At 37.5% G+C, this 17,058-nt stretch carries 20 protein-coding genes; 18 read left to right on the forward strand and 2 right to left on the reverse strand.

Annotated features, from left to right (window positions below):
* Nucleotides 1-151 precede the first annotated feature (151 nt).
* Both EEL30_06240 and EEL30_06245 read right to left on the reverse strand, forming a co-directional pair.
* Nucleotides 152-796, reverse strand: coding sequence for a hypothetical protein (locus EEL30_06240; GenBank protein ID QDX91999.1), 645 nt, complete (start codon nucleotides 794-796; stop codon nucleotides 152-154).
* Nucleotides 786-1,502, reverse strand: coding sequence for a glucuronyl hydrolase (locus tag EEL30_06245; protein ID QDX92000.1), 717 nt, complete (start codon nucleotides 1,500-1,502; stop codon nucleotides 786-788). The genes EEL30_06240 and EEL30_06245 overlap by 11 nt, the downstream gene beginning before the upstream one ends.
* 405 nt (nucleotides 1,503-1,907) lie before the next feature.
* On the opposite strand from EEL30_06245, the gene EEL30_06250 reads away from it, so the two are divergent.
* The 18 genes from EEL30_06250 (at nucleotide 1,908) to EEL30_06335 (ending at nucleotide 17,025) form a co-directional block, all read left to right on the forward strand.
* Entirely contained in the window at nucleotides 1,908-2,651 is a 744-nt protein-coding gene (locus tag EEL30_06250) for a hypothetical protein (protein ID QDX92001.1), read from the forward strand.
* Nucleotides 2,652-4,061: a response regulator gene (locus EEL30_06255; protein ID QDX92002.1), complete on the forward strand. Its 1,410-nt coding sequence runs from the start codon at nucleotides 2,652-2,654 to the stop codon at nucleotides 4,059-4,061. It begins immediately after the preceding gene.
* Nucleotides 4,061-5,557 carry a CpaF family protein gene (locus EEL30_06260; GenBank protein QDX92003.1) on the forward strand — a complete coding sequence of 499 codons (1,497 nt, stop codon included), beginning with the start codon at nucleotides 4,061-4,063 and terminating at the stop codon, nucleotides 5,555-5,557. The genes EEL30_06255 and EEL30_06260 overlap by 1 nt, the downstream gene beginning before the upstream one ends.
* Before the next feature lie 17 nt (nucleotides 5,558-5,574).
* The gene (locus EEL30_06265; protein ID QDX92004.1) at nucleotides 5,575-6,486 is read left to right on the forward strand and encodes a hypothetical protein; all 912 of its coding nucleotides are present in this window, start codon (nucleotides 5,575-5,577) and stop codon (nucleotides 6,484-6,486) included.
* 17 nt (nucleotides 6,487-6,503) lie between these two features.
* Entirely contained in the window at nucleotides 6,504-7,409 is a 906-nt protein-coding gene (locus EEL30_06270) for a type II secretion system F family protein (GenBank protein ID QDX92005.1), read from the forward strand.
* 81 nt (nucleotides 7,410-7,490) lie between these two features.
* A complete protein-coding gene (locus EEL30_06275; GenBank protein ID QDX92006.1) occupies nucleotides 7,491-7,667 on the forward strand; it encodes a pilus assembly protein in 177 nt (58 codons plus the stop codon).
* Nucleotides 7,664-8,146: a prepilin peptidase gene (locus EEL30_06280; protein ID QDX92007.1), complete on the forward strand. Its 483-nt coding sequence runs from the start codon at nucleotides 7,664-7,666 to the stop codon at nucleotides 8,144-8,146. The genes EEL30_06275 and EEL30_06280 overlap by 4 nt, the downstream gene beginning before the upstream one ends.
* Nucleotides 8,139-8,555: a pilus assembly protein gene (locus EEL30_06285; GenBank protein ID QDX92008.1), complete on the forward strand. Its 417-nt coding sequence runs from the start codon at nucleotides 8,139-8,141 to the stop codon at nucleotides 8,553-8,555. Before EEL30_06280 ends, EEL30_06285 begins: the two co-directional genes overlap by 8 nt.
* Before the next feature lie 12 nt (nucleotides 8,556-8,567).
* Nucleotides 8,568-9,074: a hypothetical protein gene (locus EEL30_06290; protein QDX92009.1), complete on the forward strand. Its 507-nt coding sequence runs from the start codon at nucleotides 8,568-8,570 to the stop codon at nucleotides 9,072-9,074.
* Nucleotides 9,075-9,172: 98 nt separating this feature from the next.
* The gene (locus EEL30_06295; protein ID QDX92010.1) at nucleotides 9,173-9,817 is read left to right on the forward strand and encodes a hypothetical protein; all 645 of its coding nucleotides are present in this window, start codon (nucleotides 9,173-9,175) and stop codon (nucleotides 9,815-9,817) included.
* Nucleotides 9,818-9,923: 106 nt separating this feature from the next.
* Complete coding sequence (locus EEL30_06300) at nucleotides 9,924-10,202, forward strand: hypothetical protein (protein QDX92011.1); 279 nt, start codon at nucleotides 9,924-9,926, stop codon at nucleotides 10,200-10,202.
* Nucleotides 10,203-10,332: 130 nt separating this feature from the next.
* On the forward strand, nucleotides 10,333-11,127 hold the full coding sequence (locus EEL30_06305) for a hypothetical protein (GenBank protein QDX92012.1): 795 nt from the start codon (nucleotides 10,333-10,335) through the stop codon (nucleotides 11,125-11,127).
* A complete protein-coding gene (locus tag EEL30_06310) occupies nucleotides 11,124-11,990 on the forward strand; it encodes a hypothetical protein (GenBank protein QDX92013.1) in 867 nt (288 codons plus the stop codon). Before EEL30_06305 ends, EEL30_06310 begins: the two co-directional genes overlap by 4 nt.
* Before the next feature lie 11 nt (nucleotides 11,991-12,001).
* On the forward strand, nucleotides 12,002-12,793 hold the full coding sequence (locus EEL30_06315; protein ID QDX92014.1) for a flagellar biosynthesis protein FlgA: 792 nt from the start codon (nucleotides 12,002-12,004) through the stop codon (nucleotides 12,791-12,793).
* Nucleotides 12,790-13,926: a hypothetical protein gene (locus EEL30_06320; GenBank protein QDX92015.1), complete on the forward strand. Its 1,137-nt coding sequence runs from the start codon at nucleotides 12,790-12,792 to the stop codon at nucleotides 13,924-13,926. The genes EEL30_06315 and EEL30_06320 overlap by 4 nt, the downstream gene beginning before the upstream one ends.
* A 23-nt stretch (nucleotides 13,927-13,949) precedes the next feature.
* Nucleotides 13,950-15,284 carry a pilus assembly protein CpaF gene (locus EEL30_06325; protein QDX95689.1) on the forward strand — a complete coding sequence of 445 codons (1,335 nt, stop codon included), beginning with the start codon at nucleotides 13,950-13,952 and terminating at the stop codon, nucleotides 15,282-15,284.
* Nucleotides 15,281-16,186 carry a hypothetical protein gene (locus tag EEL30_06330; GenBank protein ID QDX92016.1) on the forward strand — a complete coding sequence of 302 codons (906 nt, stop codon included), beginning with the start codon at nucleotides 15,281-15,283 and terminating at the stop codon, nucleotides 16,184-16,186. Before EEL30_06325 ends, EEL30_06330 begins: the two co-directional genes overlap by 4 nt.
* Nucleotides 16,183-17,025, forward strand: coding sequence for a hypothetical protein (locus EEL30_06335; GenBank protein ID QDX92017.1), 843 nt, complete (start codon nucleotides 16,183-16,185; stop codon nucleotides 17,023-17,025). Before EEL30_06330 ends, EEL30_06335 begins: the two co-directional genes overlap by 4 nt.
* Nucleotides 17,026-17,058 lie beyond the last annotated feature (33 nt).

Consider the following 17,058-nt stretch of genomic DNA (forward strand, 5'->3'; position numbering starts at 1 on the left):
TATGTAAGAGTTTTTTCTAAAGCCATGGGGTATGTTCCTGTGGCTTTTTCATCAATAAATCATCCTTTTAACTTAAGGATTTTTAACAGGTAGAGTGTTACAATTGTATGCATAGAAAAACCGCCCGACATTATGCCAGAGCGATTCAATTTTATGATGTCAAAGGGTAGAGATATAACCCTTCAACATTGCAAATTTTTTCTAGTAGTTCCCTATTAGCTTCATCTCTCAAATATGTAGGGCAAGCGAAGTCACCAGGCCAAATAATGAGATTCAAATCTACAAAGGAAAGACAAGTTGAAATATAATTACGAAAATTTAATATTAGTAAAAATTCAAGTTCTTCCCATTCAACTCCTTCAATTATTTCAATGTTATTAGCATTGAATTTCTTTTGCAGTTCCTTCACTTTGTTTTGATTCGCCCATTTAGGGAAAATATTGTCGTAGTGAATACTACTTTCAACGAAAATACGAGAGCAAGTCCATAAGTTTTTGATAACACGTAAAAATTTACGTTCAATTTCTAAATAGTCACATTGCTCTTCCGGTTCCTTACGTTTGTCAAAAAAAACCACTAATTGACGATGCTTTTCCCAATCTTGAATTAATGTAGGAAAGCGGTCAAGCCTATACATTTTTTGGGAATATTGCTTATCGAACTCACTCCACTTATCAATAAATAGATTATCATTATCCCAATGCTGAGGTAGATCGCAACCCTTCTTAAGATAATTGATATCAATACAATAATGTGAAATGTATTCTTGAAACGTCACAAAAACCTTACTTTCCAACAATTTTCCCTTCTTTCGTCAAAGAAGCAATTCTATTTCCATCGCTATCATTCAGTTTCCACACATCACCTTTATGTCCGACTTTATCTCCCCCAGTTCCCTTAGTTTTTTCAAGAAACCAGCCTGTTTTAGGATCTTTTAGCCAGCCTTTATTTTTTACTTTATCAGTAAATTTCCCTAAATCTACAGAGTATTTGTCATCTTTCTTTTTCAATTTTTTAGGGATGTCATCAGCAGCATCTTCGATTTCTTGCTTTGTACTTAAATAAAAATCCCTATCTTTTTTCCTTTGTTTATCCAACTCTTCCCCTACATAAAGGCCAGCTGTAACAGCAGCAACACCACCAGCTACAAATGCAGCGATTTCAGCGGCTCCCCAAGCTAATGGGATAAGAAAAACAGCTCTTTTTTGTCTTCCATTACTCTCTTTTTGTAATTGGGACATTACCTCGTCAGCAGAGCTATCTTTTAGTTCAAGTAGTGCCTCCTCTGTTTCTTTATCTATTACAGTAATATTATATGTCTGGGTTTGCTTATTAAGAGTAATAGTTGTTACGACTTCATCTTTTTCAAATGTAATAGTTTCAAAATCTTCATTTACTACTACCTGTTTAGCTTCTATAACTTGATTAGGTAATGCATAAGCTCCTGTAACACCACTTGTTAACATTACTGCAACAATAAGAGAAGAGATGATTTTTTTCATTGAGAGCACTCCTTTTGGAAATGTTTTGAATAAACTCTGTATAGAATATTATTATTTTCTAAATATTTCAAGTTAAATTAAGGTAAAATTTCAAATAAAATTAAAATAATAATATTCATAAAATTTATATAATTAAAATTAATTATTTTTGTGTGATGCTTTACAATCCAAATATAAGGAAGGTCTAGCAACAGAGCTATTGGGTAGCTTAGTCATCTTTTGGTTTAATTATCTTCAAAAAAATCTAAGCAAAAGATCTCAGAGTGTTGAGAAGTCCCCTTTCGTAAAAATGAGGACTTTTTGTGTCGGTTTAGGGGTACCAATATGTCTCCATGGCTTTTTTTGTCCTAAAAAGCAAGAGTATGCTTCCTCTATCAGATGGTATGAAAGAAGGGGGGAGATGTAATGAGAGGCTTTCGTATCAGTTACATTCGTTTGCTTGTTATAACATTGCTGGCAATTACATGCGGTTTCCTAAGTTACCAGGCAGTGCGACCTGAGATATTTTATTACATCAAGGTGAAAGAGCAGAGCGAGCTAGAAATCGGGGCTCCCCTTTCGCTTGATCATATTGAAAAGGGAACTTTAGAAATGGGAAATCGGTTTTTTAGTAGCTCGGTAGGGGTACCCGGCTTAATCCCTTGGAAAGAGGTAAGAAATATAATTGGTATGCCAGTGATTCGGCATGTAAAGGCAGGTGTCCCTTTGCTAATAGGGGATATTCCAACAACAAGCACAGAAGAAATTCAGATTCAAAATAAAGAGCCTAATCAGACAGCAGTGACGATTCCCGTTGATAACATCACTGGTATATCAGCACAGTTACAGGAAGGGGAGCGTGTTCATTTGTATGCCTCTTTTGAGAATGCAGAGGGGGCACATACTGGACTTTTATTAAAGGCAATGCCCGTTGTTGGTGTGCAACGCGGCATGGATGGAGATGGTTCAAACCTGAGGGCAGTGACGATTTCTTTAAAACTTCACGAAGCGAGATTGCTCACCCATGCTTTGCATTATGGCAAGTTACATTTAGGAAAAGCAGGGTATAACAAGGATCAAACGGCAGGAGTAGGAGACACTCAATTTGCGGCAGCACTGATGAAAACCAAGAAAAGATGGATGGATACGGAAGAAGAAGGAGGAAGATAAATGCATGTTCGGTCGAAGCGAATGTTACTTGTCGATGCGGATCAGCAATGCATAAAGGAGCTAGCAGGGCAACTAGTAGAGAGTAACTATGTGAAAGTATGTGGAGTGATAGCAGATTATAAAGAGATATTCTACTCATTGCAGACAGAACAACCAGATATAGTATTGGTAGGAGCTTTTCAAGAAATGGAGCTTGGTTTATTATGCCATCAAATCCGATTTTACTTTCCTACTATTACTTGTTTGGTTGCCTGTGATTTACATGATATGCAATGGGAACCTTTTTTAAGAAATCTGGGTACATTCGTATTACAAAAGCCAGTTTCCTCTTCTATGATTGAGATGGTTGCTAAGCAAATTTCCTCTTCAGGATTATTACCCCCTATGAATTTTCAACGGATGAATACACCCAAGGAACATTTCACGCAAGCTTCTGAAAACACATCCCCCAATCTATCGGTTCCTGGTTTGACCCAAGCACATCACCAACATCTCATTACTGTGTATGGACCAAAGGGAGGGGTAGGTAAAACATTTTTATCACGGGAATTAGCGATCTATTACTCACTTCAGCCTTTAGAAGGAGAAAAGAATAAGGTGCTCGCCATTGATTTTAACTTGGATTTGGGTACATTTGCTACTTCACTAAATTTGCCTCGTACTCCGAATCTTTTTACGTGGGTTCAGGAAATACAAGAGAGATTAATTCAAGTAGTGCAGAGAGATGGACGAGATCCTGACTTCATTAGTCATGAGGAATGGCAGGAGTATGCGGCTTCAATGCCACTTCGTCCAGAAGAAATTGAACGTTATATCGTAGTACACCCTGAATCGGGTCTACATGTACTTACTTCACCAAGAGACATACGGCAAAGTTTTGACATTAAGGATTATCATTTGTACGTCATTCTAGAGACGATCAAACAAAGCGTATACAATGTGGTTTTAATTGATACGGCGCCAGATACTACGGACGCAACTATTCAAGCATTATTTTTTGCTGAACGAGTGGTGATGGTAGGGAGTCCAGTGGTAGATGCAATTGAAAATATTCAGCGTGTCTTAAAATTATTGCGTGAAGCTGAGTACCCAGAACAAAAAATTCAAATCTGCATGAATCGTTTGCAGAAGCGTGAGATGTTTTCATTAGAAGAAATGAAAGCATATTTTCAACTACATCCAAGTAAGACATTACTAACAGTTCCTGATGATGATGAAGTGAAAAAATCGATTAATACAGGAATTCCACTCATGCTAACCTCGTCTAGGTCTCAAGCCAAACTTGCCATTGAAAAATTGGGACAAGTGCTTATTCCCCCTTCACAAAAAGAAGACCAACCTGATGATTACCCTACACAAAAAAGGAAAAAGACAAGTTTATTTAATTGGTTTGGCAAAGGGGGTCTATGATGAGTTTTTCGCGAAAAACGCTATTAGGAACAGAGGTACAAAAGCGATTAGGAATATCTGATTTAAAGCGTCAGGCTCATGATTTTTCAAACCTACATAGTAAGGTAGGCCATGTTGTTCAGGAGAGTACCAGTAAGTACGTAGAAAAGGAACGGTTTTTATCCCGAGAAGAGGAGACTCATGTAAAAGGACAAATTGTTGAGTCTTATGGAAAACGATTGTGGGAAGAGAAAGGTTCCCCTATCTTGATAGAGGAAGTGAGGGAGGATTTAAGACGATTGGTAGAACGGCAAGCACCACTGCCAACCCATCAGCTGGAAGTTGAGGTGCACCGGATTTTACACGAATTAATTGGGTGGGGACATCTGGATGAGTTACTTGAAGATCAAGACATTACAGAGGTGATTGTACAAAAATTTAGTGATGTAGTAGTAGAGCGCAAAAGTATAGGAAGACTGGAACGTTTGCCTGAGAAATATTTCTTTGATGAGGAGCAGTTGTTGCGCTTAATAGAGCAAATCGCAGCTACTATGGGTCGGGAATTTAATGAATCCAAAGCTGAATTACATACACAACTTCCCGATGGGTCAAGGCTTACGGCTACCCATCGCTCTATTTCACCAGATGGACATATGCTTACTATTCGAAAGCACCGTGATCTTCTATCTCAAAAAGATTATTTGCAGTATGGTTCAATCTGTAAACCTATGCTGTCTTTTTTGGAGTATGCCGTGGGAATAGCAAGGGCTTCTGGAATGGTGAGTGGGGGTACCGGCTCAGGAAAGACTCACCTTCTTAATCTTATTTCCCAATTTATCTCTCCACATATTAGTGTTATTACAATTGAAGATGTCTTGGAATTAAAGTTACAGCATCCTTTTGTTCGTCGATTTTTAACAAAGCCAGCTAATCATGAGGGAAAAGGAGGTTTTTCCATACGTGATTGTGTCAGGCTTTCTTTGCGCAAACGCCCAGATGTCATCATTGTAGGAGAGACTCGTGGAGGAGAGATTATCGACATCGTTTGGGCGATGAATACAGACCACCCAGGTAGCTGGAGCACCGCTCATGCTAATTCTCCACGGGCTTTGATTGATTCTACTTTACCCATTTTGTTTGGGAAGGCAGAAGAATCCTATAGCTCCCTAGAAAGAAATTTGATGGTTGGTTCGGCTCTTGATCTGATCGTGCAAGTTAAACGTTTTGAAGAAGATGGTAGCAGGAAGGTTGTCTCCATTACAGAGGTCATAGGAACTGGAGAATCAGATGAAGATAAAATTAGAAGCATGTTGTCGGTCAAGCAGGTGATACCTAATCGAGTATATCTTCAGGATATTTACGTCTATGAACCACTAGGAGTGAAAGAAGGTAAGGTTGTCGGTCAATATAGATGGACAGGACATAGACCAGAAAGCTTGATAAGGCGTTGGAAAGCGAAAGGAATAAGAGAAGAGGAGATAAATGAGATGTTCTTTACGGAGCCCATTAAAGTGTAACAAAGGAGGAGGGGGCAATGTTAAATGAGTGGATGGCTCGTTGTGTAGCTTTACTCTCAGGTGGGCTCCTGTTGAGAATAATGCTACCTGCCGACTTTTTGAGTCTAAAAACTGAAAATAGATCAACTCATATGATTATTACAGAAATGCATCAAAATCGAAAACATTGGAAAATCCGTATGGAAGAGAGACTGAAACAAGCGCGTTTAGACATCGGTATTAGAAGATATGTATTCTATTGCTTTATTACGGGCTTATCTTTTTATGTACTAAGTTTATATGTTTTAGATTCTTGGTGGCTTTCTTTACCTTTTTGGTTTTTTGGGTTTTTAGTTGTACATCGTTGGTTGGCAGTTTGGCGAAATAAAAAAAGAGAGCGTTTTGAAGAAGGGAATCAGAAGGCACTTCGAATTATTGCTAGCTCCATGCGTACGAATCCTTCCTATATTCATGCTTTTGAACAAGTGGCTACCAGCAGATTAATTGACAAAAGTATTGCACAGGAATATGAAATGGTTGTCGAAAAGTTACGTGGTCAAATTGTATTAGAGGATGCAATGAAATGGTTGTATATAAAAACTGGGTCAACAGATATTGAATATGTAGCGACGATTATACAGGTACAACGAGAATTAGGTGGCGATATGGCTCAAACACTAGATATTGCTGTTTCCTCTGTAATTCGTAGAAAACAATCGAAAAGAAGACAGGTATCAGCTTTGTCTCAAGTTTTAGCTCAAGTCAATTTGCTAAGTGCGATGCCTTTCTTCTTTGTTGGAATCTTATATGTGAATAATCCTAATCACTTTACACCATTAACGGAGAGCCTGAGTGGTCGCTTTGCAACGCTGGCGTGCTTTTTATTAATCATTGCTGGGGGAGAATTTATTCGTTATCTAGCCATGTCAGTAGGAAGACAAGAAGGGTAAGGGAGAGGAGGGAGACGATGGCCCTTTTAGCAAGTATATGGATGGGGATTGTGTTAATCATGATAGCCTTTCCTTTTTTATATGTAGTTGATTTGGGTGAAAAAAAGAATTTATCTACTAGAATTATTTTAGAAAAACAGAGAGAGAAGAATGGGATAAGCTTGTTTTCGAGCGGCCAACATATCATATATTGGGTGACGGAACCTGCACGTATGGAAGCTTTGGCAAAGAGATTGGGATTTGATTTGTTACGTATGGAAAGGCAGCTTCATCGCTTGCGTTGGAAGACAAAAGTAGAGGAATGGTTCGTCTTAAAAGCGATGGGGGCCTTATTTTTGGGAGGGGCAGTGATACTTCTAGGCTGTCAGTATCTGCGAGATGGGGAGATAGATATTTTTCATAAAATCGGGCTAATCACCTCCCTTTTGTTATATTTTTCTCCTAACCTTATTATCAACTGGTATGACAAACGTGCGAAAAAGGAGATGGAAACACAAATCCCTATTTTTTTTAGTATTGTGTTAGCTCTTGTCGAAGCAGGTATGCCTGTGCATTCGGCAATGAATAAGGCTGCAAGCAGGTACCCCAAACGACTTGGACAAGAAATTGCTTGTTTAGAAGTTGAGCAAAAGCGTTATGGAAATTGGCGAAAGGCCTTGGAGGAGTTAGCTCTACGTTGGGATTTGGACTCTTTTTTATCAATTGTGACAGACATACAAGAGGCGCTGACCAAAGGAACTAGCATTGCCCATTTATTGCGTATGCATATTGAAGAACAATTGCGAAAAGAAGAGGACCAGATGACAGATGAAGTAAATCGAATGAGTGTCAGATTGCTACCCCTAGTAATTCTGCTTATGGGGGTCCCCCTGATGTTTCTGGTATTAGGACCATCTTTTATAGGCATACAAAATCAGCTGTAAAAAAATTCCTTATTCAAAAATATATTTGCGGGGGCTCTCTATCTTTTGTGAAAGTAAAAGTATGAGAAGGGGGCTGGAAATATGAATGATATAGTGCATTATGCTAAGCGTTTTTGGAAAGAAGAAGATGCTGTAACAATCGTAGAGATGGTCATCATTGTAGCGGTAATTTTAATATTCCTCATCCCTACCCTGGTAGAACTACGTACAACAGAAGACCAGAAATTAAAAGAATTGCAAGAGAAAATAAGTAAATGAGCTTAGTACTTATTCCAGTATTGGCTACAGCTGCTTATTATGATGGGCGGTACCGGAGAGTCCCTAATTGGCTTGTTGGTGTAACATTATGTATAGCCGGTCTACTAAGAGGAGCGATTGGAGAAATAGGGCAGATGATAGTAGGTGTAGGGACGGGATTTTTACTAACACTGTTACCTGTACTAGTAAAGGGTATGGGAATGGGCGATCAAAAATTGCTCATGCTGGTAGGTAGCTATACATCTCCATCTACTACTTATTGGATTTTTTGTTGTTCACTAGTGGTAAGTATTTGCTTTCTATTGGTTTATCCCTCACGTATTAGCTTGACCTATCATCATTTGAAGAGCAGTGCAGGTGTGTGGCTTGCTCATGGTGATTTATGGTTACCAGAGGTAGGAAAATCAGCGTTACCTTTGCCATACGCTATCAGTCTCTTATTAGCATACATTATCTATTTAGTGAAAACCTATGTTTGATAGACATAGATGGTTTGTATATGTAAGAAATCAGCGAGGTAGTCAAATTATAGAGTATGTTTTGGTTTTTCCTCTTCTCTGGTTTTTATTTATTTATGGGTGTGATCAATTTAGTATTATGTATCAAAAACAAAAGGCTTTAGCTGCATCATATGAGGCGGGGAGATTTGCTTGTGTGCAACCTAATTATGGTCTAGCTACCTATATGGCAAAAAGGTATGCCGAAAAGGAGTTAGAGCAGGCTCTTTATTTCGAACATAAGCAGATTGAACTGATAGTAAGAGGTGGCTGGTTACAAGGAAATCATGTGGAAGCAAGGGTAAGTCTTACATTCCCTCTTCTAGGATCGGGAAAGTCCTATACGGTAGAAGAATCTTATTCGATGATGATTGAAAATGCAAGAAATTGAGGCTGATGCATAATGACTAATGTCTCCTTGAAAAGAATCATAGTAGAAGAGCGAGGAAGTATTTTGCTTACCTCGCTCTTTTTTCTTATCTGCCTTTGTTTATTGTTATCTATGGTGTTGTTGATGCAACAAGCTGATCTGACACAAATGAGAATACAACAAACGGCGGATGTTATCGTCAAGGGAGCACGAACAGCTGGGCAATGGACCAAGGTCGATCCAGAAACAAAAGAGGTGCGTGTTTCATTAATAGCTACAACGGAAGAGGCTAGAAGAAAAAAAGCGAATATTATTCGAGGAGCAAGAGAAGAAGCAGAAATTCTCTATCGTTTAAATAAAACAGGGCTGAATCAGACAGCTAGGGATATTAATATAACGCATCAAAAGGGAGAGAAACCTTCTTTATACACACAAGGAATATACTATGTAGCAATTGAGATGAAAAAGAAAATATACATGATATTTGAGGAACGTGAATTTCGTTTTCGAAGAACGTCTCAGGCTGAAATAAAAAAATAGAATAATTTGATAAAAATAGAACATTTTTGATATTTTTGTCCTAATTTTGCGTGGTAATTTTAGGTAAATCCCGATTCGGAAGTAAGGAGTGTATCGGCATGCCTTCTTTAATTATCACGAAATATAAAAAAATTTTGGAAGGAACACAAAAACGTTTTTCTCCCTATGAGTTTGAAGATAACCAGTTTAGAAAGAAAAAAATTCAACTAATCATACGATATGCAGTGGAGGAAGTAAAGAAGTGGACACCTGAGCAAGCCAAAAATCAACTCTCTTTACATGATATTAAAAAGTTAAAACTACATTTAATTATTGAATTCATTCAGCCTCCAATCGAAGCAAAAACAACAGATGTGTACTATATTATCGACTATGCTTATCCCTATTTGCCGAAATTATCAGAGAAACAAAAGGCAATTTGGGTGTACCAAGAGGTTTTGAATGGTAGTCGTCGACATTTCCCGATGCATTATTTTCAGAGTGTATTAGGAGAAGAGCGGTCTAAAGTCTGTTTTGTCTACATGTGTGAAGAGCTTATAAAGATTACGAGTATCCTTGAACTTCCGAGAATTTTTGGGAAGACAGAACGAGCTTACCAGATTCTACGTACATACAGGTTGAAAATCCTAGTAGACACTTTGTATTTTTCTCCTTTTGATTTAATTACTGAGATATACCCGGAATTAGCTGAGCCGAGGTTATGGGACGAGGAGGGCATTTTTCCAAAACAAAAGCATTTTTAAGAAATATTTGCGAATAACCTCTGTCTTTTTATACCGTAAAGATAGTTTCATGAGCTTATAAGCGTATGAAACGGCCGTTAATCTGTTGGTGAGAAGGAGGGTTGCTATGGCAACGGTAATTGCTCACACGACGCATGCTTTGACAGTGGACATGCTGATTGGTCATCAAGTCCGTTATCAGAAGCACAGACCGGGCACATACCTTTCAGTGGAGGGAATGCCAAAAGGGACCTTTCCAATTGAGTCAGTACATCAATTTGGAAAGTACATGGTTGTCAATGACGGGTCAATCATGATGGAGGGTGCTCCAACCGTCATAATTCGCAATGGAAGAATCGCCTTTCTATTGCCAACGGGAGAAGAACTGTATCTTTTGATTCAGTAATTTTCCTACTACCGCCTCTTGCAATTTCAGTAAGAGGTGGTAGTAATTGCTTAGTTTATGTTGACGTGTCTCTTATAATCATACAAAATATAGCCAAAATATTTTAACTATTATAGGAGGGTTAATAACTATGTTAGCAAGTGATTCGTTAGAACTAGTCGAACGTTGTTATGAGCAAATCTGCAGTTTACTGGAGAAGGAAGAACTAAAGAGTAAATTTATTGATTATGTGTTTGCTGATTACCAAGAAGAGGTGGTGGCGGAGCATGATTCAGACTTTTTTTATCAGCATTTGCAAAAATTACAATTAGTTCATTGTCGAAAGGATTTTGACCAAGCTGTGGAGGATTGGTATGAGAGAAAATGGACTAGCAGTAATAGAAGTTCAGGTTTTCATTCCGTTTTATTTTCAATTGTACGTAGAACGATAGGAATGTATGAGGTTAGAAATAAACAGGAATTAATCAAATATGTAACCCAGGTACTTACTAACTCAAACGAGTATATGAAAAAATGGCAATCCAAAGGGAATCGAACCAAAGTGATGTATTTTCACTATTTAGATAAACTGGGTATTCGGAATTTTAAAGATATTGAGGCGTTAGTTGAGTCATGGCTCCTTGAAAATCCTCTTGCTTTTGATGAATATCAACAAGCGTATTATCAAAGACCAATTAGAAGGGGCAGGCCCAATAACGTACAACTAAGTAGGCTCATTGACCAGATTGAGCGAATGAAGCCAGTATTAAATAGAACAGAAAGAGAACGTATTCGTAAAATTTTTTATTACTATCGTAATCAACTTGAAATTGATGATATGGTATCAAAATTCCTTAATTATGTAGAAGCAAAAGATCGAAAAGACCAGAATGAAGAAGATGATAATGATTCATTAGAGGAAGTCTTCTCAAGAGAGATTCAATGAATAGTGATGCACAACAATTTCTCAAAATATTTAGAGATTTAGAGAAAAAAGAGTTTACTCGTAGTCAAACTGAAGAAAAACAATGGTTTCAGCTTAAACAAAAATTAGTACAGTCTCCTTTGTTAGATGAGGTAGAAGTAACGTCAAAAGTGATTGCTATTATTAGTTTATATCCTTCAGCAGGCTCTAGTTTTATTGCAGGTAATTATGCTTGGTTAGCTAGCCAAAATCGTAAAACTACTTTATGCGAACATCCCCTTAGACCTTCTTACTATTACACTGCACTAGACATGGAGGCAAAGAAGTGTTTCTCTCAAAACACCCCCACCAAGAATAGATCATCTAATCAGGCAACACACTTAGAAAATGGGAAATTACTTATCCCTGTAGATACTTCGATAGAAAGAAAAACAGAAAAAATAGAGATGGATATGCTATCTAATTTATTTACTCTTCAAAAGCAGAGCAGTTTACTTCTAGTAGATTTATCTTCCTTTTGGAGAGAAGAAGGTATTGAACTTCTGATGCAGTGGGCTGACGAGGTTTGGATTATTCTTGATACAAATATCTCGCGTTTAGCACAACTTATATGTACAGAGGAACCACCTGTGTTTTGGCATGATATTTCTCAAAAATGCAAATATATATTGAATCGCTGGAACGATACGATGAATAAATATGCCCTACATAAGCAAATAGAGGCAACATTATCACTTTGGAACAAAAATGGTAAACCCAGCAAAATCAATTGTTTTATATCCAAAATGTGTGACGATAAAGTGATTCAAGCACAGTTACAGGGAAGATTTTTTTGTGAGCTGTTTAGGGAGCAAGGTGATTTGTTTGAGCCTTTATATAACTAAGGAGTAAGTGTATGAAGAAAAAAACGTTATTGCTAATATGCATAGCATCCTTTCTGTTAGCTTTAGGATGCTTCTATGCTGCTACGAAATATATTAATAAATTAGTACATGAAACAATGTATGCCCCAGTTATTAAGGTTGCTCAGGGGAAACAGTTGGAACCATTTCAACCGATTTCGCGAGCAGATATTATCATTGAACAAGAGCAAGTGGACGAAATTCAACTAGGGGCGATTCAATCTATGGAGGAAGTTTTGGGAAAGCAAAGTGTTCAAACTATTTATTCGGGTGAGCAAATTCTTATCCAAAAATTACGAGATGGATATTTACTTCCTGAGCCAGGTAAAGCAAGGTATGAATTGCCTATTACGGCTATGATACCTGTTACTGAAATGCGAAAGGGAGATCATGTAAAAGTTTGGCTTAGATATAAAACAACCGCTGAATTAGAAATTTTACCAAAGCCTACTCACTTTCCAATGAAAAGTATATCCGCAGATCTCCTTTTTACAAGTCAACTTGTGACTGTAAAGGATAGTAATGGTTTTGAGATTTACACCATTCAGCCACAAATTCTTCCTGATGCAGGCAATATGACAAAAACTTTTTTTCATGGTTCCCAAACTACTCCGTTAGACGAAATGGAAAAAAGATATTGGGATTATCGAGCACAACCTTCTGCTGTTGCTGCGTTTGTTGGTTTTAATTTAACAGATCAACAGTACTTGATCTTAATCGAAGCTTTGCAATATGGAACGATCCAGATTGGCCGTGAAATGTTGAAAGGGGGGAAGGGATATTGAGAGGACTAGTATGTTATCCAATGAAATCTATCGCAAGAATTTTTGTGCCAGAAGAATATGAATATATTTGCGCAGAAAATATAGATGAATTTTCCGGATATTTTCTTGAATACCAACCAGACTTTTGTCTAGTGTTTTCAGAGGCTTTTTCAAATCCTGTGTGGGAGTGGCTTCCGATTGTTTTAAGTCGATTACCCATAGATGTTCCAAACTTTATCATACCTTTGAATAGAGACCAGAAAATGATAGAAGAAATTATTCAAATAAAAGGCTTGTCTCATTTGTATATGTTACCCTCAGGTTTATCTCATTTCAGTATTAAAGACGAATTGCGTCTTCTACTGAAATCTTCCGAAGATGTAGCGGCTAGAGAAAATCACACAGTGGAAAAGGGAAAAATTTATACCATGATGAGCTCAGGTGGAGCAGGAGTTACTACATTTTGTTTAAATTACCCTCAATGGTTAGCCAAAAAAAATCCCGAAGTAAGTATTGGAGTATTAGACATGAATAATGCAAAGCCGGATATAAGTGATTTCTTTTCTTTAAAAAGTAAAAATCTTGCAAGATTTCGTCCTGACCTTAGTGGGGCTAGTCCCATACTAGGCAGAGACTGGCTAGTTGCATTTCAAAAGGTATCATCTTTAAATAATCTCTATTATTCCAATGCTACTAGTAAGTGGAAGAATCACGAAGTTATAACCTTATTGAATACCCTACAAATCACCTTTGACGTATTATTTATAGATTTTGGCAATCCGTTATTACAACTAGAATTATCTAAACAGATTAGTAAACAGTCGGATTATGTTTACATATTCAGTCGCCCAGATATGTTTAGCCTACAATATGTCAAAAAAATACTGGATGAAATAGATATAACCAACCTGTCTGTCGGGTTGGTTGCATCTCCCTACTCAGAAGCAGAGATGAGCAAAGCTCACATGAAGAATCTGGTCCATATTCCAGTTGAAGCAACAATTACTAGAATAGAGGCATCTAGAATACATCAGTCCAGCATGAGTAGAAGTGTAATGATTAATGAGTTATTTCCACCTAAGGCATATATTCAAAGCTTAAATAGTTTCCCTATGCCAATTGTTTGCACAAAAGACCGAGGTATAGCCAAATGAATGAGCAACATAAAGGGAAACAAATGACTCAACGAGCTGAGAAAATTAAGACTATAGATGATGTTAAACAAGCAGCAAGAGATTATTTAAATCATTATGGAAATTCGAAAGAAGAAAGTCTTGAAATTCAACAAAAGTTGATGTTAGTAGAACAAGGGGATCGAGAAAGCCAACGTGATTTGATTCTGCGCCTACAGCATTATTTTGAAGAAATCTTACACCGTCCTGTGAGGGAAGAAATCTTGCCCTTTTGTAGCAGTTATGAGGGGCTCGTTTATTCTACATACGGCTGGGGAATTCTCGATGTAGTTCTACATCTATCTCCCCTCGTAGAAGAGGTAAGAATTACAGCAGAGAAACCGGTTGCTTATCTGGAAAGAGGGAGTAAAAAATTCCTACCTTATGTACCTACTTGGGATGATGTACAGGTGTTGCAACAAAAGTTAACAAATGCATCAGGTTTAATTTTCCATGAAAAAAGACCAAGGCTAAGCGGATATTTGAAAAAGTTAAAAGCTCGATTAACGATGTTTACATATCCATATACTAGAAAACCAACCATTATACTTCGTAGGTTTACTACTACTTCATTTTCTCTTGATGAGCTAAGACAACAGTCTCAGCCAACATTTGATAAAAAGGTTCAGATGTTGCTTGAGCAACAAGTATATGGGCGAGCCAATGTATTGGTTATTGGTCCAATGGCTGCGGGAAAAACAACTTTATTAATTTCGATGCTAAAACTTAAAAATCCGCATGAGGACTATATTACTATCTATGAAAGTGAACATGAGATGCGATTTGCTGATATCTGGCCGGGAGAGGTTATAGAACTACAAAATGTAGAAGAGATTGGCATCAACTTGGAAAGTTGTTTTAAAGATATATATCGAACAACAGCGAATACGGTACTAATAGGCGAGATTCGTGAACCTTTAGAAGCGTATCATTTTGTCAATGCAGGAATTCGAGGAACAGATGCTACGATTGCAGCCTTGCATGAACGATTCCCAGATAAAGCTCTTCATGATTTAACAGATTTGGTCTTCCAATATGGGGGGAGGAGCGTCGAATTAACTCAAGAAAGAATTAGCCGAGCAGTTAATTTCATTAACTCCTTAAAATTCCGTAATACGGGACACAGATACATTGATGCTATCTATACCAGTAATTGGAATGAGAAAATGAGCAGAGTTGAATCTATTCCTTTAGTTACATTCAACGTAGCTGCGGGCGAATATGAGTGGACAGGAAGTAAAATCAGTAGGCAGTTAGCCGAGTATATGTGTCTAATGGGACAAGCTGATCTGGAGGTTTTGCAAGAATTGGGATTGATTGAAAAGGGGTGTGTTCTATGAATTACTTACTCCTTTTACCCATGCTACTCTGCTTCATAATTGGTTTTTATTCTCTTGGGATTCTGGTCTACAAAAGTTGGTTGAGAAAACAGGTTATTTATCCAAAAGCTTTGTGGAAATTGCGTGAGCTTTTCATGAATGATAAAAACACTCGATATATGTACACCAGAGTTGCTTTGTGGTGTGACGTAGTCGGAGTTTATAGTCCAGAGATATTTACACTACTTTCCTTAATTGGTTCAGTCGTGGGATTTTCATTAGGATTACTTACTAAAAATATAGTAGTTTCGTTATCATTATTTCTACTATTTTTTTTAATGCCTTGGTTATTTCTTTATGCTGCTTATATGGTAAGAATTAATCGGAAAATTAAATCCTTTGCGGTATTTATTGACCTCTTTGCTCGGTATTATAGCGGACATAAGAATATCATGTTAGCTTTTCGAGAAATGATTTATGAATGCCCAAAAGATCTTCAATCAGAATTAATTGTATTGAACAATAAGTTAGCAGACGGAAGTCGTTTTCATCTTGCTTTAGAACAGTTTGCTGAGAGATTAAATCATTCTTGGGCAGAAGATTTTGCAACATATATTATGAGTGGATTGGAAGGTGAGACAGAAGATATTCAAACTGCCCTTAATCGCTTAACAAATGAAATGTTTGTTCAGCAAGATCAAATGAATGAACGCCGGAGTGAAATTCATGCCATTTGGATTAGTTTGATTGTTGTTATTATGATTTGTCTTCTGTTAATTCCTTATAATCAAATACTTTTAGAAGATTCTTATCGACTATATTTCTTTACAGCTGATGGACAATCACTGCTTTCTTTAGCAATGATGACTTGGTCTTTTTCAATTCTGTTAGCATTTATTTGGGGGCGGAGGAGTGGTTCATGATACCTTATTTGTCCCATCTTTATTTACTTGGTACTACTATTTTACTTTTTATCAGTTTTTTAGCCGTTCTACTCGTCATGACAAAAAATGTTCGTATTAAGCCAAGATATCTATCTCAAACATTATGGAATCGGTGGAGAGGAACGCTAGAAGAGGAAAACGGTGAGAAGTGGGACGAGCTTTTACAAAAAGCTGGACATCTATTGGGCTGGGGTAAGTCAGAATGGATAGCCATGCAATACTTTGGAGGTCTAGCCATCTTTTTAGTGCTGGTAGTAGCAAAGATTATATTTTTTTCATCAGCGCTCTCTCTATTCTGGATATTCGTAATTCCGACAATTGCCTACTTTATACCTTATGTTCTTTTGAAATGGTGGGCTTCCCATCGAGAAGACATGCTTAGTCAGGATATTGCCCGATTTACTAACAGATACATAGCCTTATTGGAGAATAATGTCCCCGCTTATTCTGCAATGGTAAAGGCAGCAAGGCCTACCAAGCATTTAAAACGATATCTACCATCTTTATCAGAATGGAATAGGGACAAAGTGACCGCACTTGAGCAGTTTAAGCGTGATCTAGGTGTGGAAGATGCAATTATTCTGGTTTCCAATATGCGTACTTTAGAACAGATGCCTGCGACCCTTCTATCACAAACCATGCATCGTCTTGAGGTGACTGTGGATAACCGCAGAATGTTTCGTCAACGCCAAAGGATTAAATCCTTAGGTATGGCTTATAGCCTGATTGTTTATCCGGCGTTTTACATAGGCCTGATCGTAGCTATGTTTCCATGGTACAAGTTTTTAAGTGAGATTCTAAACAAATATTTGGTGTAAGGGAGGGGGGGGATGTGAGCAAGTTTTTTGCAG

Origin of the sequence: Brevibacillus laterosporus (genome assembly GCA_007833815.1) — a bacterium.
Lineage (GTDB): Bacteria > Bacillota > Bacilli > Brevibacillales > Brevibacillaceae > Brevibacillus_B > Brevibacillus_B laterosporus_D.

Excerpts from the sequence above, each read along its gene's own strand:
- EEL30_06245 (QDX92000.1), bottom strand. The coding sequence starts at position 1,502 with ATGAAAAAAATCATCTCTTCTCTTATTGTTGCAGTAATGTTAACAAGT.
- EEL30_06250 (QDX92001.1), top strand. The coding sequence starts at position 1,908 with ATGAGAGGCTTTCGTATCAGTTACATTCGTTTGCTTGTTATAACATTG.
- EEL30_06255 (QDX92002.1), top strand. The coding sequence starts at position 2,652 with ATGCATGTTCGGTCGAAGCGAATGTTACTTGTCGATGCGGATCAGCAA.
- EEL30_06260 (QDX92003.1), top strand. The coding sequence starts at position 4,061 with ATGAGTTTTTCGCGAAAAACGCTATTAGGAACAGAGGTACAAAAGCGA.
- EEL30_06265 (QDX92004.1), top strand. The coding sequence starts at position 5,575 with ATGTTAAATGAGTGGATGGCTCGTTGTGTAGCTTTACTCTCAGGTGGG.
- EEL30_06270 (QDX92005.1), top strand. The coding sequence starts at position 6,504 with ATGGCCCTTTTAGCAAGTATATGGATGGGGATTGTGTTAATCATGATA.
- EEL30_06275 (QDX92006.1), top strand. The coding sequence starts at position 7,491 with ATGAATGATATAGTGCATTATGCTAAGCGTTTTTGGAAAGAAGAAGAT.
- EEL30_06280 (QDX92007.1), top strand. The coding sequence starts at position 7,664 with ATGAGCTTAGTACTTATTCCAGTATTGGCTACAGCTGCTTATTATGAT.
- EEL30_06285 (QDX92008.1), top strand. The coding sequence starts at position 8,139 with ATGTTTGATAGACATAGATGGTTTGTATATGTAAGAAATCAGCGAGGT.
- EEL30_06290 (QDX92009.1), top strand. The coding sequence starts at position 8,568 with ATGACTAATGTCTCCTTGAAAAGAATCATAGTAGAAGAGCGAGGAAGT.
- EEL30_06295 (QDX92010.1), top strand. The coding sequence starts at position 9,173 with ATGCCTTCTTTAATTATCACGAAATATAAAAAAATTTTGGAAGGAACA.
- EEL30_06300 (QDX92011.1), top strand. The coding sequence starts at position 9,924 with ATGGCAACGGTAATTGCTCACACGACGCATGCTTTGACAGTGGACATG.
- EEL30_06305 (QDX92012.1), top strand. The coding sequence starts at position 10,333 with ATGTTAGCAAGTGATTCGTTAGAACTAGTCGAACGTTGTTATGAGCAA.
- EEL30_06310 (QDX92013.1), top strand. The coding sequence starts at position 11,124 with ATGAATAGTGATGCACAACAATTTCTCAAAATATTTAGAGATTTAGAG.
- EEL30_06315 (QDX92014.1), top strand. The coding sequence starts at position 12,002 with ATGAAGAAAAAAACGTTATTGCTAATATGCATAGCATCCTTTCTGTTA.
- EEL30_06325 (QDX95689.1), top strand. The coding sequence starts at position 13,950 with ATGACTCAACGAGCTGAGAAAATTAAGACTATAGATGATGTTAAACAA.
- EEL30_06330 (QDX92016.1), top strand. The coding sequence starts at position 15,281 with ATGAATTACTTACTCCTTTTACCCATGCTACTCTGCTTCATAATTGGT.
- EEL30_06335 (QDX92017.1), top strand. The coding sequence starts at position 16,183 with ATGATACCTTATTTGTCCCATCTTTATTTACTTGGTACTACTATTTTA.